This window comes from Sporolactobacillus nakayamae, from assembly GCF_900113325.1.
GTDB lineage: Bacteria > Bacillota > Bacilli > Bacillales > Sporolactobacillaceae > Sporolactobacillus > Sporolactobacillus nakayamae.
This window is the reverse complement of sequence record NZ_FOOY01000027.1, coordinates 1-16,401: the sequence shown is the minus strand read 5'-3', so window position 1 is coordinate 16,401 and position 16,401 is coordinate 1. Positions and strand designations below refer to the sequence as shown.

At 42.9% G+C, this 16,401-nt stretch carries 14 protein-coding genes and 1 pseudogene; 5 read left to right on the top strand and 10 right to left on the bottom strand.

The window, feature by feature from the left end; genetic code table 11:
• Positions 1-12: 12 nt before the first annotated feature.
• Together BM003_RS15030 and BM003_RS15025 are read left to right on the top strand one after the other, a co-directional pair.
• Positions 13-1,689: a DEAD/DEAH box helicase gene (locus BM003_RS15030; protein ID WP_093674470.1), complete on the top strand. Its 1,677-nt coding sequence runs from the start codon at positions 13-15 to the stop codon at positions 1,687-1,689.
• On the top strand, positions 1,667-2,470 hold the full coding sequence (locus tag BM003_RS15025) for a YqhG family protein (protein ID WP_093674469.1): 804 nt from the start codon (positions 1,667-1,669) through the stop codon (positions 2,468-2,470). Before BM003_RS15030 ends, BM003_RS15025 begins: the two co-directional genes overlap by 23 nt.
• Here BM003_RS15025 and comGB read toward each other — a convergent pair.
• The 6 genes from comGB to BM003_RS14995 all read right to left on the bottom strand — a co-directional run bounded on the left by comGB (position 2,457) and on the right by BM003_RS14995 (position 9,197).
• Complete coding sequence (comGB, locus tag BM003_RS15020; protein WP_093674468.1) at positions 2,457-3,488, bottom strand: competence type IV pilus assembly protein ComGB; 1,032 nt, start codon at positions 3,486-3,488, stop codon at positions 2,457-2,459. The two genes, BM003_RS15025 and comGB, sit on opposite strands and share 14 nt — an antisense overlap.
• Entirely contained in the window at positions 3,463-4,551 is a 1,089-nt protein-coding gene (gene comGA, locus BM003_RS15015) for a competence type IV pilus ATPase ComGA (RefSeq protein ID WP_093674467.1), read from the bottom strand. The genes comGB and comGA overlap by 26 nt, the downstream gene beginning before the upstream one ends.
• 253 nt (positions 4,552-4,804) lie before the next feature.
• Entirely contained in the window at positions 4,805-5,191 is a 387-nt protein-coding gene (locus BM003_RS15010; protein ID WP_093674466.1) for a Spx/MgsR family RNA polymerase-binding regulatory protein, read from the bottom strand.
• Positions 5,192-5,314: 123 nt separating this feature from the next.
• The gene (gene glgD, locus BM003_RS15005) at positions 5,315-6,460 is read right to left on the bottom strand and encodes a glucose-1-phosphate adenylyltransferase subunit GlgD (RefSeq protein ID WP_093674465.1); all 1,146 of its coding nucleotides are present in this window, start codon (positions 6,458-6,460) and stop codon (positions 5,315-5,317) included.
• Between the two features lie 149 nt (positions 6,461-6,609).
• Positions 6,610-7,974, bottom strand: coding sequence for a murein hydrolase activator EnvC family protein (locus BM003_RS15000; protein ID WP_177184822.1), 1,365 nt, complete (start codon positions 7,972-7,974; stop codon positions 6,610-6,612).
• A 260-nt stretch (positions 7,975-8,234) separates the two neighbouring features.
• Positions 8,235-9,197 carry a D-2-hydroxyacid dehydrogenase gene (locus tag BM003_RS14995; protein ID WP_093674505.1) on the bottom strand — a complete coding sequence of 321 codons (963 nt, stop codon included), beginning with the start codon at positions 9,195-9,197 and terminating at the stop codon, positions 8,235-8,237.
• A 259-nt stretch (positions 9,198-9,456) separates the two neighbouring features.
• On the opposite strand from BM003_RS14995, the gene BM003_RS14990 reads away from it, so the two are divergent.
• Positions 9,457-10,566, top strand: coding sequence for an iron-containing alcohol dehydrogenase family protein (locus BM003_RS14990; RefSeq protein ID WP_093674463.1), 1,110 nt, complete (start codon positions 9,457-9,459; stop codon positions 10,564-10,566).
• A gap of 38 nt (positions 10,567-10,604) precedes the next feature.
• Here BM003_RS14990 and BM003_RS14985 read toward each other — a convergent pair whose 3' ends face one another.
• The 3 genes from BM003_RS14985 to BM003_RS14975 all read right to left on the bottom strand — a co-directional run bounded on the left by BM003_RS14985 (position 10,605) and on the right by BM003_RS14975 (position 14,383).
• On the bottom strand, positions 10,605-11,735 hold the full coding sequence (locus BM003_RS14985; RefSeq protein WP_093674504.1) for an NADH-dependent flavin oxidoreductase: 1,131 nt from the start codon (positions 11,733-11,735) through the stop codon (positions 10,605-10,607).
• Between the two features lie 75 nt (positions 11,736-11,810).
• Positions 11,811-12,593, bottom strand: coding sequence for an exodeoxyribonuclease III (locus tag BM003_RS14980; RefSeq protein ID WP_093674462.1), 783 nt, complete (start codon positions 12,591-12,593; stop codon positions 11,811-11,813).
• A gap of 14 nt (positions 12,594-12,607) precedes the next feature.
• Entirely contained in the window at positions 12,608-14,383 is a 1,776-nt protein-coding gene (locus tag BM003_RS14975; protein WP_177184821.1) for an ABC transporter substrate-binding protein, read from the bottom strand.
• Positions 14,384-14,532: 149 nt separating this feature from the next.
• Between BM003_RS14975 and BM003_RS14970 the strand changes: the two genes are divergently transcribed.
• Together BM003_RS14970 and BM003_RS14965 are read left to right on the top strand one after the other, a co-directional pair.
• On the top strand, positions 14,533-15,795 hold the full coding sequence (locus tag BM003_RS14970) for an MDR family MFS transporter (RefSeq protein WP_177184820.1): 1,263 nt from the start codon (positions 14,533-14,535) through the stop codon (positions 15,793-15,795).
• 26 nt (positions 15,796-15,821) lie between these two features.
• A pseudogene (locus BM003_RS14965) lies at positions 15,822-16,067 on the top strand (DEAD/DEAH box helicase family protein); the annotation flags it as partial.
• 147 nt (positions 16,068-16,214) lie between these two features.
• Here BM003_RS14965 and BM003_RS14960 read toward each other — a convergent pair.
• Positions 16,215-16,401: zinc ribbon domain-containing protein (locus BM003_RS14960; RefSeq protein ID WP_177184819.1), on the bottom strand; the 187-nt coding region annotated here is incomplete at its 5' end.

The window sequence follows — 16,401 nt, the reverse complement described above, 5'->3', positions numbered from 1 at the left end:
AAGGTGTCGAAAATGAAACCTCTTATCCAATTTGACAGAACTTGGCATGAAGAATTCTTCAAACGAATCGACGATGACGGTCCTTGGGCTAAATCCGAACTCTTCTCGCTTGCCTATCTCGCCGAAAAAGAACGGGTCGTTCCCACATTTCACGGCTTAATCGCCCCAAAACGCCTTCCATTATTAAAGCTGCACCCCCATCAGGTAGAGACCGCTCGTATGGTCATTGAGGACATGCACGGCAAAGCGATTCTAGCAGACGAAGTTGGCTTGGGAAAAACGATTGAAGCAGGATTAATTATTAAAGAATATATGATTCGCGGACTTGTAAAAAAAGTGCTGATCCTTGTTCCCGCTTCTTTAGTACTGCAATGGGTATCCGAGCTCAACTCAAAATTCTATATTCCGGCAGTCGCTCAGCGCAAGGCTTATGTCTGGAGTCAGTATGACGTTGTCGTCTCATCTATTGACACGGCAAAACGTGAGCCCCATCGAGACATCGTTATGGAACAAAACTATGACCTAATTATTATCGACGAAGCACATAAGCTTAAAAATCACAAAACAAAAAACTATCAATTCGTTCAATCACTCAAGAAACGGTTTTGTCTCTTACTGACCGCGACACCCATCCAGAATCGACTCAATGAAATTTTTTATCTCGTCTCGTTGCTGAAACCAGGCTATCTTGGTGATGCCGAAAGTTTTTCAAAGAACTATAAATCGGGAATTCGCTCGGTTAAGAATGAACAAAAACTTAAAGCACTTGTCAATCAAGTTATGGTTCGCAATCGCCGTGAGGATACCGGCCTCCACTGGCCGAAACGAATTATCAAATCTTTTGATATTCCCTTTTCGCAGACTGAGCAAGCTTTCTATGATAGCCTATCAACACTAAGAGAAAACGGAGTCGTTCAGCCCTTTTCACTGCTTACACTGCAACGAGAAGCATGCAGCAGCCGCGAAGCTGCATTTGCGACTCTAAATAAACTATACAAGTCGACTGCGACTCCGGTAAATGAACGACTTTGGCATCCTATCTTTGAGAAGTTAAACGCAATTGATCATAACTCTAAAGCTGAAAAAGCACTTGAATTGATTAAACATATAAACGATAAGGTGATTATTTTTACAGAATACCGTGCTTCACAACTCTATTTACAGTGGTTTTTAAAGAAAAATGGTATTTCATCCGTCCCCTTCAATGGTGGTTTCAGACGGAATAAAAAAGATTGGATGCGTATGCTTTTTCAGAATAGAGTTCAGGTGCTTGTCGCAACAGAAGCAGGCGGCGAAGGTATTAACCTGCAATTTGCCAGCCATCTGATTAACTATGACCTTCCATGGAATCCCATGCGGATTGAGCAGAGAATTGGCCGAATTCATCGTCTTGGTCAGGAAAACGACGTCCATATTTACAATTTTGCGACACGAGAAACGGTTGAAAGTCATATTTTGAACCTGCTCTATAATAAAATTCATCTATTCGAACAGGTCATTGGTGAACTGGATAAGATACTCAACCACATCGACCTACAAGATGTTGATCAGCAGATAGCTCATATCTTTGAGGAATCGGAATCAGACGGAGAAATTAAAATTAAGCTGGATAACCTAAGCAGTGTTATTAATTTTGAACAAGAAAATAGAGCAGAGGATGATCATCATGCAGCAAGCGGAAATTCGTGATTTTCTTGTTCGATTTTTCTCAAGTTCGGATTGTGAATTACTCCCTATATCCAACCCGGCCCAATTAAAGGTGAAATTAACCAAGCAAATGGATAAATTGTTAATGAATCGCCCGTTTTACTGGCATTATATTGAACAAATTGGTCAGACACCGGAAACAGCAACCCTCACCTTCCGATTTACCGATCAACTCGATGAAGGCGAATTCGTCCACTTCGGTTCTCCGCGCCTTCATCAAATTTTCAATACGGCGGAACAACTCGGGCGCTACATCCGTCTTTACCAAGTCCTTGCGCCTCAATCTTCACCCGCGCTGGAACCGTGGCTTGGGATCAACATGAAGATTAGTTATCAGTGTGATCTGAAAAAAGATCGGCTTATATCGATGGGCCTTCAATTAATAAACGGAACATTAATCGAAGGCTTCCAGACTATGTTAACAAGGCTTGATCTCAATCAAAAATTGCCCAATTATTGCTACACCCTTAGCCCTCTAATAACGGTTAAGAGCGGGATTCAGAGAATCGAACGCTTTATCGAATCAGAATTGGAGTCGGAACCCTCTGAATGGGCAGATCAGGCAAGCGAGCGGTGGGTCAAAGACCAAGATCTGCTTGATACCTTTTACGAACATCAGGATGAAAAGCCTGATCGTTATTTTCAGGAACAAAAAGCATTGAAGGAGCAATACCAACCGAAGATAAGCCTTCAATTAATTAATGTCGGTTTATTTTACCTGCAATCCTCTACGTTCCTGCCGGGATTGGTTAAAGACCATTAATCATGTGGAAAACCGGCAACAAAATGGAAAGAAACAAGAGAAGCACAAATCCACCGATTAAAATCAATAGAATAGGTTGGCAAAGTGACAAAAGCCATTTAGTTTGCCGTTCCATTCGAGTCATGAGCTGATCACTGAAACGATCAAGCGCATTCCCTAACGAGCTTTGGAGACCGCCTTGTTCTATAATCATTAAAAGTTCAGGCAGATAGTATACCGTATCTTCGATGGCTGAATTCAGTGGCACTCCTTGAATGAGCTTTTCGCTAAGTCGTTTTGATTCTAATTTTAGAAAAGGTGAAGTCCCTTGTTCAGACAAGATTTCAACGGACTGCTTAATTGTCAAACCGGAACGCAGCAATCCTCCGACTTGAAAAGCAAACTGATGTGTATAGTGCAATTTGATAAAGCTAGCAAGCAAAGGAATGCGCGCAGCTAAACGTATTCGATTTAAAAGCTCTTGATGCTGAAAAATAATTGTGCCCATAGCTACCAAAAGTATGAACCCGGCGATCACCAGCAACACCAGAACCATATGTTCTGCTAAATACAGCATCATTCGTGTTATGGCCGGGAGTTCAAGCGATAGAGAATGATACAGTTGAATAAAATTGGGCAAGAGAAAATGTCCGACAACAAACAGAACAATGGCTAATATCCACAAAAGAAAAAGTGGATATCGAATCAATCGTCGCAATGTTTGAACGTAGCGCTCTTTACGTAAAATCATTTGGCCATTTTCGATCAAAGCTTCCGACAAGTGACCGCTTGCCTCTGCAAAATAAATTGAGCTTGTGACCTCCTTTGGATATTTATAGTCACTAAGTGTCTCATGAAGTGTATTGCCGGCCTTCAATCGCTCACTAATTTGCTGAATTGCAACACGGAGTGCCGTCCTTCTCCGGTTAGCGAGTAACGTCAAGGCCACATTTAATGGATAACCATACTTAAGCGATTCCCCAAGTTCAATCAAAAGCTGAGCTTGTTCCCTTCTAGTCCATTTTTTCCGTGAGAACATCTGCTTGCCTCCTTACCGTATCCTTGGGGATCCAACCGGTTTCAATCCCCTCTTCAACATAATCTTCAATCGTTTTATAAGCTGACGGCGTGCTTCGTGTCAGTTTCCCCGACAGATAGTCGTGAAGCGGCATACCCGCCAGAATTTCAAAGACACCGGTACGTTTGGGATGATGGCGATGAGGACAATTACCGGTACACGCTTGTCCGCAATTTGGGCATTGAATCGTCACCAATCGCTCAGCGATAACCGCAACAAGTGTCTCCTTTAGATCAAATCGGGGAATCCCTAATTCAGCCATTCTTTGCAAAGTTGCGGGCGCATTCGAGGCATGCACGGTGGACAGTACAAGATGTCCGCTCAGAGAAGCGCGCACAGCAATTTTTGCCGTTTCTTCATCACGGATTTCGCCAATCATCACTATATCGGGGTCATGTCGGAGAATGGCTCGGAATCCCTTCGCATAAGTGAAATCTGCTTTTTCATTTACTTCCATTTGAATAAATGCATCATTTTTCTTCTCAATCGGATCTTCAATCGTGATCACTCGCGCATGGTAACGCCTTTGCAATGTAGAGAGCAGTGTGTATAGGGTTGTTGTTTTTCCAGAACCGGTAGGTCCGGAAATAAGGATCAAACCGTTCTCATAAGAAAGCAGCGAAGATAATCCGCGCTTTGCTTCATCAAACACAGTCAATTCATCAATGGGTAATTCGTTTCTTTGAGGCAGTATTCGAATAACAAGGCTTTCTTTATTCGGAGTAGGCAGGACGGACATGCGTAAGGAAACAGGATCATGGTTGATGATTGCGCGCATCGCGCCGCTTTGAGGAAGACGATGCTCACCAATATCCATTCCCGAACAAAATTTGAAGTGATTAATGATCCGCTCAGCAGACTCGGTGTCAAGTCTAACGAGTTCGTAAAGATACCCGTTAATTCTGAGCTCAACCAATGTGTCGCGCATGCGAGGCGAGAAATGAATGTCTGACGCTCCTGCGTTGTACGCTTGTTTCAGCATTTCTCGACTTTGCTCAACAGTTCCATTGTCTAAATTTTCCATATCATCACCTGCTTTCGCTTTGTTCAAGAAAACAGGCTTGTTTCCGAGATTCAGGGTTAACTAACTATTCCACACTCAGTTACTGCATCCCTTCTTTTTCATTATTTTTAAAATCGGCAACAAAAAAATTGAAAACACTACTCGCAACGTTTGCGGCCGCAATCCAGTGGGATTGCGGCCGCTCATTTTAAATCATGCTAAAATTCATCGTTACCAAAATATGCTCATTACTTTTTCCCGCATACTTTTCAAACTATCCCATTGATTTTTGATGTTCCCGTTTATCATTCAGCGTGAGTCTTTTAAGATCCTCTTGATGGTAACCGACAACCAATTGTTTCCCGTCGGTAATGATAGGACGCTTCAATAATTTAGGTTCATCGGAAAGAAGCTGAAGAGCCTCGCTAAGCGGCATATCATTCAAGTTGACCGTCAACTGCTTATACATTGCGCTGCGCGTTGCAAGTAAATCTTCAACACCCGATTTCGACAATTTAATAAGTTCCATCAATTCTTGAGCATCCGGACGATTCCGGAAAAGATGCCGTTCCTCATAACTTATCTGATGATCCTTCAGCCAGCCTTTTGTCTTTCTGCAAGAAGTGCAGCTCGGATAGGTATAGAAGATCAATTTTCTCATCAGCTTCCCTCCTCAAAAAATAAACTAGTCCCCTTTCATTACTTTTACCCTGTTTTTCGCGCATCAAAACAATTTTTCAGAAAAACCGGGGCTTGACCGACTTTTTGACGTCGGAACACGTCGTTACGTGTCTAAATAAATTGTTGATTTTTTTTCAATAACAATGGGCTTAAACTTTGAACCAATGACTTTGGAACCGGGCTCAACATAGGTCTGTTTATCCATAATGACATTTTCCAAACAAGCGCCTTCTCCTATAACGCATCCTTCCATAAGAATCGAGCCCTCAATTTTCGCTCCTGCAGCTACAGTCACATTTCTAGAAAGAATCGACCGTCGAACACTTCCATGAATCACGCAGCCATTGGCAAGCAATATCTCTGATACTTCAGCATTTTGGCCATAGAATGCGGGTACCTCATTTTTTATTTTTGTGCTGATTCGATGATTCCCGTTTAAGAGGGCTGTGCGGTTCGCATCTTTGAGCATATCCATATTTGCGTCATAATAAGCTTTAATCGATTGTACGTTCTTCATGTAGCCGGTATATTTAAATCCGATTGTTGGAAATTCGGAAACTGATTGATGAAGCGCGTCTCTTAAACGATAAAGTTCATTCCCCGCGGTGCAGCATCGGATCAATCTTGTGAACAAACGTGCATTCATAAGATAGATTTCCATATTCTTCGCAATCTGATCATCCTGTTGTTCTGCCTCGGATACAATTTGAATCACGCGCCCGTCTTTACCAAACACAAGACTCGTCGATCGCACGCCATTTGATTCCATTCGATGCATCTTTTTATAAACAACCGTGATCGCAGCTTTTTGCTCAAGATGATAACGCAAAAGGGCATTCACATCCAAATTGCACAACATCCTTGAGCCCATAATGAGTACATAATCTGCTCCAGATTTTTCAATAAACTCAAGATTGTCATAATAATTTGAAAGGTCTTCTTTCACCCTGCCATATGTCGGCCGATCGATCGTCGGAGTGAAAAAGAAGAGACCGCTATGAGCCCCGTCTAGATCCCAATCACTGCCGCTCCGTACATGGTCATAGATGGAACGCGATCGATCATTCATGAAAATACCGATCGAATCAGCACCTGCCGATGCAAGATTCGACAATGGAAAGTCGATTAAGCGATACCTTCCGCAAAAGGGCAAACCAGCTACCGGACGATGCTCAGTCAAAGGTAATGTCGCGTCAATTGATTCAGATAAATTAATTACACCACAGATCTTCTGGTTATTCGTGATCATCAGCTCCAATCATCCATAAAATCCGGATAGTCGCGTTCATCCTAACCTTATGCATGGAATGCTGATACAGAACCGCTTGTAACCTCTACGTATAAAAAAAAGCCGAACATAATCTGAACGGCCTTTCTTATAAGCAATAATAGGGTAATTCATCTAATATAGTTCTCCGGGTTGACTGCGCCATTGTGCGGCGGCGGAGTCCAGCTGCCCACATAGAGTTCAAAATGAAGATGCGAGCCAAAGGATTCACCGGTGCTGCCCATCGCTCCAATGACCTGTCCCTGCGAAACACTCTGTCCATCAGACACATTTATCGAGGACATGTGCGCATAAACAGTGGTGTAAAGTTGTCCATTAATAAAATGCGAAATCATGACACAATTTCCATAACTTGATGAGTTGTAAGCTCTGAAGACGATACCATCTGCTGCCGCGTGAATTGGTGTGCCGGAACTATTAGCAATATCAATTCCAGGATGAAATCCATTGTCAAAAGAACGATAACCAAACCCTGAAGAAATATATCCTGCCGCTGGTTTAATAAAATTTGTCTGCGTCGTTTCAGTTGAACTGTTCGTTGACGATACCGTTTCGGCGGAGGTTTTCGGGTTGCTTTCAACCGTGACCTGCTGACTGGAATCTGGTCTCGCCGCTTCGACTTTTTCCTTCTTTGCCTTTTCCTTCTCGGCCTTTGCTTTAGCTTCTGCTTCTGCACGCGCTTTTTCTCGTGTCTGCTGCTCGGCAAGATCAGCCAGTTGCTTTTTGATGACTGACTCTTGCGCATTCAGAATTCCTGTCTGTTCATTTGAGGACATCACAGTTTTTTCAATATCGGATGCTTGGCTCTTCAATTCCTCAAGCAAGCTTAGTTTATTATCGTTTTCTTGATCAAGGTTTGTCTTCATTGTCTGCAAATTATGCAGCCCGTTTGTTGTCTGAACGAGAACCGCTTGAAGTTTCTTCTTCTTTGACACTTGATTATTTTTATCTTTTTTCTGATCAGTTATAATCCGATTGTCCTGATCAGTGATCGTTTTTAATGCAAGCATGCGATCCAGGAAATTGCCAAAGCTTCTGGACCCCATCAGTACGTCCAAGTAACTAACCGCCCCGCCATTCATATAAATGGAACGCAGTCTCCCCTTCAATAATTGCCCGCGAATTTTGATGCGATTGTCAATCTTCTTGATCGCTTGTTTGAGTTGAATGATATCCATCTGATTTTGCCGGACAGTTTCTTTTGTGCGATCAATTTTTGCATTCATTGAGTTAATTTTTTTCTCTGAGGCTTTAATTTTATCGACTACCGAATCCTGCTTTGTCTGATTTTCAGAGAGCTTCTTTTTGGAGGACGTCAATTTCTTTTTGTTATTTTGCTGTTGGTTCTGAACGTGATTTAACTTGTCGTTAAGCTGAGCTTGAGTATTCGCAAAAGCCGCCCCACCGTCAACGCCCAAAATCAAGGAGCAGGAGAGACATACTGCGCCGATCACTTTCATCTTTGTTGTTTTCAATCTACCGGACTCCTTATCCATGCTCAGCAAGCATATACCGATTATAAATTCAGGTTACACATATCTATAAATCTTTCGAGATTCAACACTATCCCTATTATACCAACACAGTTCATGTTTTTCCGACAAAATTAGGTTACATATTCGTTTCGGTTGAAATATTTACTAGATTAATAGGTCTAAAGTAACGCATAAAAAAATCCCCGCCTAAGCGGAGACTTTACGATGCTTCTTCGATTAATTAGTAGAGCTGCCGATCATTAATAGCCAATACTGCGATCTACACTATTTTCCAACTGTTGTCCGTTGCTAAATTTTTTTAGGTTTCTTCTGATCAAGTCTGTTCTTTTTTTATATTTTCCTGGCCCGGCCCCTAAAGAATGCGAGGTGATCAAAACATTGGGAAGTTCCCATAGACGACTTTCTTTCGGAAGCGGTTCTTGAGCTGTAACATCAAGTGCAGCTCCTCCGACTCTGCCCGATTCCACGGCTTCAATCAAAGCGTTCTCATCTACTGTGCCACCACGTCCGACATTAATAAAAATAGTGCCTTTTTTCATGGAATTAAAGTGCGCTGCATTAAACAATTGTTCCGTTTCCTTTGTTAAGGGAAGTACATTAATAACAAAATCCGACGCATTCAATACATCTGTAAACTTGCTCAAATCGAAAACGGCGTCCGCGTCCTTCGGTACCTTACCTGCCGTTCTTTTTACTGCAAGTATCCGTGCACCGAACGCTTTTAAACGATGCGCGATTTCTGAGCCAATGTCACCATAACCAATAATTGCGACTGTTGATCCGTCAATTTGCAAGCAATGATCGCTTAATTTCCAGAGATGGCGTTCCGTTTGTCGTACGTATAGTGGCAATTCTCTTGTCAAAGCAAGAACCATCGCTATGGTGTGCTCTGCACCTAATACACCAAAAACACCGCTTGAATTTGTGAGAATCACATCATTCGCCAAGTCAGGATGTCGCGCAAAATGATTAGCTCCTGCGCTTGGGAGCTGCAGCCAGCGCAAATGCGGCATCTTTTGAAGCAATTCACTTGATGGTCCGCCAATGAACGCCACTGCATCCTCAATCGACACGCCTTCCGGAATGGTGTCATTCATTAGCTCAACAAATTGAAACTGGTTCATATAGTTCTCTTTCAGCTGCTTTAATTCAGCTTGCGGCAAATAAAACTCGTCATCAAAACCAAAAACAATCTTCTTCAACTGCAATCACCCGTCTTTCTATCTTAATCATTCACCTCTAAGTATAGTGAAAACGAAAATCGTTAGCCATTTAAAGGCTCGATCAGCAATTGAATGAAAACGATACTATTTTTGCATAATTAATTTGTGAATTTTACTAGAGTTTTCAGTTTGTTTTCATTGACAGAATAAGCAAAAAACGACTAATATATAATTCACGACTTGATCGCTTATATAATTAGCTGCTTAGGAAAAGGTACGTATTAAGGAGAGAATGCAAATGGCACTTCAATTAGTATCAAGAATCGCTCCACAAGAATATATTTCAGAAGTTGGTGCGTATGATCGGCTTGTTTCCGCGCTCAAATCCCGTTTCATTAACCGTGTTCTTTTTCTTCATGGTACAAAATCAATGGCGAAGGCGGCTGCCTATCTGCCAGACCTTTCAAAACAGGGGATTAAGGTTGTTGATGTTGTTTTTAATGGTGAATGTTCAAAGAATGAAATTCAGCGAATGATTGACTTGATAAAAAACGAGAAGCTTGACGCGATCATTGGACTTGGCGGTGGAAAAGTATTAGATACCGCAAAAGCAGCCGGTTATAAAGCCGGAGCTGTTCCCATTATTCTTCTTCCAACGATGGCAAGTAATTGTGCCGCATGGTCCTGCCTGTCTGTATTGTACAAAGAGGACGGGGAATGCATCGGTCACGAGATTTATCCAACGCAAACGAGCCTCGTCCTCGTTGACCCACGTGTGATTTTAGACTCGCCAATCGACTATTTCGTTGCCGGCGTAGCAGACACGATCGCCAAGTGGTATGAATCCGACCTGCTCTTGCAACAAGCAGATCGTAAAAGTCTAGCTCTTTTCTTCTCACGTGAAGCTGCGCGGCAATGCCTTGAAATCCCACTCAAACATGCAGAGAAAGCCATTCAAGATATGAAAGACGGCAGACTCACCGACGATTGGACTCAGGTTATGGAGACCAATATTATGGCTAGCGGTCTTGTTGCGGGATTTGGTGATGAATACGGACGCGCGACGGCTGCTCACGCGGTGCATGACGCGTTGACAATCAGGCAGGAAACCCATCATTTGCTTCATGGCATCAAGGTTTCGTATGGCGTTATGGTTGAACTCGTGATTGAAAAAAAATACGAGGAAATGAAACGTCTGCTTCCATTCTATAGAGCACTCAATCTCCCCGTTACTCTCGGAGATCTCTCTTTAGGTGATTTGACCAACGATGAGATTCGAGAAATTGCCGTAGCTGTACTAAAACCAACATCCCTCATTCATATGCATCCAATGAAGTGTACCGTTGATACAGTTTATCATGCGATCATTGAATTGGAAGAATGGGCAAATCAGAATGCGATTAAATGAGCAAACAGGAGCGAATGAGTCATCCGCTCCTGTTTTTTTTATTCATTTATTTCAATTGGAAACCAGCCGCTTCGCGTGGTTATGATCGACCATAATCGATCCGGAACAACGAGTTCACGCTGCGCGCTTAGATCAAGCGCGCTTTTGATTTGGTCAATCTTACCTGTGCGAACCTTTTCCGTCCAATCGGGATCAATAATCGCCTCACGACCAAGTGCGATCAGATCGGCTCCATCGCCTAATCCGGAAACGGCTTGATCAGGAAAATGAATTCCGCCAACGGCAATCAATGCAACTCTGCCGTGTATATGTGTGGATAGCTGATGGACAATTGTTTGGTCATCTGATTGATGTCCGTGAGGCAAGGAACTGATGTCACCTTGAGAAACATGTAGGTAATGGACACCATGTTCGATTAAACTGTCCACTAGCTTCAAGGTATCCTGCAAATCATAGCCTTTATCATGAAACATCTCTTCAGGAGAAAATCGGTAACCGATAATGAACGAATCATCTGCATATTTCTGTGCGATAGAGCGCACCTCATCAAGAATCGCAATGGGAAAGCGCAGCCGCTTCTCAAGGCTGCCGCCCCATGCATCCGTCCTCTTATTAAAGTGAGCGGAAACAAATTGCTGAATTAAATAATGATTGGCTCCATGAATTTCAACGCCGTCAAATCCCGCTCGAATGGCTTGCCGCGCGGCGATCCCGTATTCTTTGATGACTGTTTCGATCTGTTCTTCAGTCATTGATTTAGGTACTTGATTCGGATCCGAGTAGGAAGGTACAGCACTCGCGCTTAACGTTTGTCCGAAGAGCGTCCATTCTTTTTTTGCTTCGCTTCCTCCATGGTGAATTTGGAGAATCGCTTTAGCTCCTCCAGATTTCATTGCTTTCGCCATTTTTTTCAATCTCGGCAGTACAGCATCATCAAAGGCGATGAACTGCCGATCAAAGGTGACTCCTGTTGGAGATACCGCAATACATGCAGAAATGAAAAGACTGGAAAGTCGCGCACGCCGCTCGTAATTAGCAATTTCTTGATCAGATACTGTGCCGTTGACATTTCCTGACCAGGTAGTCATTGGAGCAATCGCCAACCGATTGGCTAAACGCACGCCATTGGGTAATTCTAGTGATTGAAATAGAGGTTCAAAAGTACTCATGAATAACAGTCCTTCCATTGTTACGTTTTTTTCTCTCCCGAATAAAGAAAGCCGCTCCACAAAACTTACTAAGTTTCATCTTCCCGCATGTCTTCCATAGTATTCACTCAGTTCGAGTTCGACCGGGCAATGATCCGAACCGATGACATCTCGAAGAATTCTTGCGTCAACAATTTTTCTTTTCAACCGCTCAGAGGTAACGAAATAATCAATTCGCCATCCAATATTTCTCTGTCTGGCATTGAATTGAAACGACCACCATGAATAGGCACCTGTCTGTTCCGGGTAAAGCGAGCGATAACTATCAACAAAGCCATTGTCTAGCAAAGTAGTAAAATCATCGCGTTCTTGCTGAGTAAATCCGGAGTTGCCGTTGTTATTTTTAGGATACGTCAAATCAATCTCCTGATGTGCGACATTCAGATCCCCGCAAAAAATGACCGGTTTGATTTGATCCAAACCCTTTATGTACTTGGTGAATGCAGCACCCCACTCAAGCCGGTATCCCAGTCTCGTCAGATCACGCTTCGCATTAGGTGTGTAGACAGTGATTAGGAAATAGTTCTCGTATTCAAGCGTTATTAAGCGTCCTTCTTGATCATGTTCTTCAATGCCCATCCCATAGGTTACATTCAAAGGTTCATTTTTTGTAACGATCGCTGTGCCAGAATAGCCTTTGCGAACTGCATCATTCCAATATTGAAAATACCCGGGCGTATCAAACTGAACCTGATCCTGATGCAGTTTCGTTTCCTGAATACAGAACGCATCGGCTCCAGTTTCCTGCAGCCATGCGAACACATCCATCTTTCGTTGTAGTGCTCGAAATCCGTTGACATTCCATGAGATAAATTTCATTTTATTCTCCTTAATCAGTCATGTTCCTGCACTATGTCAGGTTTAATCCATAATTTACTGAAATCAGCCCAACCGAACGCATTAAGCTTAATACCTTCCAGAGCCGAATGAAACGTAATTTCTCGGCGGTTATGATACATAAAGATGAGCAGTTTTTCATCCTTTAAATAGTCTTCCAGCTGATGAAAGACTCTGTACTTTTCCGCTTGATTGCTTATTTGAAGAAATTGATCAATAAAAAGGTCAATCCGATACGCTTGTTCGTTATTGATCATTCGTCGAATTAAACTGCTCTCATCCCGAAACAAGTGGGCGATACCAAGTTCGATATTTTCTTCCAGCACCTCTCCACCGAGTACCAGATCCGCATTCTGAATAAGCTGCTCACTATAGAAATCGGTCATCGACAATGGATAGAGTTCAAAAATAATTCCGCTTTGAGCTGCACGTGCCTGAATCCACCGCGCATCTATTTTCACTGGATGGTGGTCAAAATAGTAGAATTTAAGCATCTCCCCATCATAATGACTGCGAGAAAGACATTGCTTTACTTGATCATCTGTAACAGTTGGGTGCAGTGATTCTCCTGACTCCATTTCAAGAAAACTAGTCGCGATTCGGGTGCGGTTGCCGCCTAGTACACGAATCATCGCTTGACGATCAATAAGCAGATCGATTGTCTTTCTAAACCAGTAATCCTGTTGCGGTCCTCCTTTTTTAAAATTGAACATAATATAATTGCTGCCAATATCCTCATGAACTTCCTCATGAATGGCCGATTGTCGCTGCGTATTGGGGACATCATAAATTTTCTGCGAGCTGATCAGATCAGGCGCATAATAGAGTTCAACCCGATTCAACAATGCACGCACGCTGAAGTAATCGGCAAAACGATCAAGAACAAGCTGCTGACTCGTGTATTTTACGATTTTAAAAGGACCTGTTCCAATGATATGCTTAGGATCAAACCCAACATCTGCAGAAAGAATGGCAAGATTTAATGAACTAAAAAAGAGCAAAGCCGGTGTCGGTTCGGTAAAAGCTATCGTGAACACATAAGGATGAACTGCTGAAACGTGGCTCATTGATCGGAAATACCATCGGCACGGCACTTGATTCGCCGGATTGCAGATACGCCTAATGGTGAATAAAACGTCTTTAGAAGACAATTCTTTGCCATGATGAAAGGTAACTCCCTTTCGCAGATAGAACGTCCACCTCTTTCGATCTGATGACGCCTCCCAAGAATGAGCGAGATGAGGCACAAACGTATTCGACTCTAGATTATAGTTTACTAAACAATCAAATAGCTGCCGGGCAATATGAGATTCACTGGTGATCGCGGCAAAAGCGGGGTCCAGAGTCGCTAACTGCCTCCTCTTCGGAATACGAAGAATGTCGCGTTCATGCTTTTCTTTTTTTTCCGTTTGATACCCAAATTCCTGTGTTATCCTTTTGTAGCAATGATCCGCCAAGGATTCTGGTAATGTGTGTGATTGAATGAATTTAAGCGCTTTATCTAATTGTTGCGTTTGAACAAGCGTGCTGATCTGCTCATCAACAAACAGATCGAGCTCCTTTAGAAATAAAATCTGTGATTTATTTCCACGCCCTAATCCGCTCGTCCAACGAATCCAATTCAGATCTTCCATTTTGTGAATGACCAGCTTTGCGTTGCGTTCCGAGCAGAAAAAGACAGCTGCACATTCACTGATACTTGTCTCCACTTGTTTTTGAAATCCGTGAACTTTAGCTAAGTACAGCTCTGTATAATAATCAATCGCATTCACTCGATCACCCTCTTTCATTCCCTAGCTCTATTGTACTCGACTTGGTTCACAAAAAAGGGGAAATTAATTATTCTAGTCTACACTTTTTTCACGATTTATTTTATAGAACAATAGTCATACAGCTTCACAATCACTAGGAGATGAACGAGATGAACACATTCATGGAACTGCATCCCAATATTAGAATTAGACTTCTGACCTCTTTCATTTCGCGATTCGTCGGAAATATGGTTTTCCCGTTTATGGCGATCTACTTTGCGAAGGAATTCGGTACAGCCATGGCCGGTTTTCTTTTACTGCTCAATGTCATCGCTTCATTGATCACAAGCTTTTTTGGTGGCTACATTTCCGATCGACTCGGAAGGAAGCATGTCATGATCCTAGCACAAGTGATTCAAATTGCCGCGTTTACTATCATGGCTGCGTTTAACTCACCCTGGATCCTGTCACCGGGAATCACGTTCGCGATGATGCTGCTTCAGAGTATCAGCAGCGGTTTAATGAATCCGGCTGCAGAAGCAATGCTTATTGACGTAAGCACCAAAAAAAATCGGCAATTTATGTACAGTGTCAACTATTGGTCGGTCAATCTTTCAATCGCCGCCGGCACGATTATCGGTGGTTTATATTTTAACAGCCATCGATTCATGCTGTTTGTCATTCTAGCGTTGACTTCGGTTTTTGTTTTTACACTGCTCGCTTTCTTTATGCACGAAAGTCATCATCAGAGCACGATGCAAAACCAAGTAACAACCGTAGTTCAGCTCCTAAGAGATATGGGAAAGAGTTACAAAACCGTAACATCGGACCAACGTTTTCTTGTCTTTTGTCTCGCTCATCTGCTGATCCTCTCCCTTGAATTTCAGATGAACAATTATATTGCGATTCGGCTTTCACAAGAGTTTCACACACTAATCCTGAACCAATCCGTTAACGGCCTGAAATTGCTCAGCTGGCTGCGTGTGGAAAACACACTGCTCATTGTCGTTTTCACTGTGGCCGTCAATCAATGGATGAAGCATTACCGCCCGAATCATGTCCTCTTCGTCGGTCTTGTCCTGTATAGTTCAGGCTATATAACACTCGCATTCAGCAATCAGTGGCTGTTGCTTGCGTTTATGATCCTTGTATCTTCCTTAGGCGAACTCATGTATGTGCCGAACTGCCAAACCATGCTCGCATCAATGGCTCAGGAAAATGTACGTGGCGCATATATGGCTGTTTACGGGCTTGTTTTTCAAGGGGCAAAAATAATGGGGTCGCTCGGTGTCATCATCGGCGCGTTTCTCCCTTCCTATGGAATGGCGATTCTCTATATCCTCTTCAGCTGCACCGGTATTTACTGCTTTTATCAATCGATTCATATGAAGCGCGGACGCAATCGACAAACCGTTCAAAATGTTACCCTATAAAATTTATTAAGGTTGGAGGAATGGTGATGAATTTTATCCTTCTTTTCGGACCGCAGGCTGTAGGAAAAATGACTGTCGGCAAAGAACTAGCAAAGATCACTGATTTGAAACTCTTTCATAATCATATGACCATTGATTTACTTGTCCCCTTGTTTGGTTTTACGCCGGAGATGTGGCGACTTTGCCACATGTTTCGAAAGGAGATTATCAAATCGGCTGCTGCAAGCGGCATGAATGGCATCATCTTCACAACCGTATGGGCATTTAGTGAACCTCCCACGACTAAAGTCGCGGGCTTCTGATTTCTCAATCAAAAGTTCCTGCGAACAATAAGCTTGCCCAACACGACTTACCATTGGGTAGCGGCTTATTTCTTTGAGCAGGCGAACCCCGTCGTCCCGACGGTTCTTAGCTTTTATTCAGCCCTCAATTGAGGTCTTTTTTAGCCCTTTATGCAAGATGTTGAGCGCTGCATTGACATCCCGGTCGTGGTGAGTCCCACACTGCGGGCAGTCCCATTCCCGGATGTGGAGCGCTTTCGTTCCATCCTTGTGCCCGCAAGTGGAACACATCTGGCTAGACGGAAAGAAACGGTTAATTTTTATC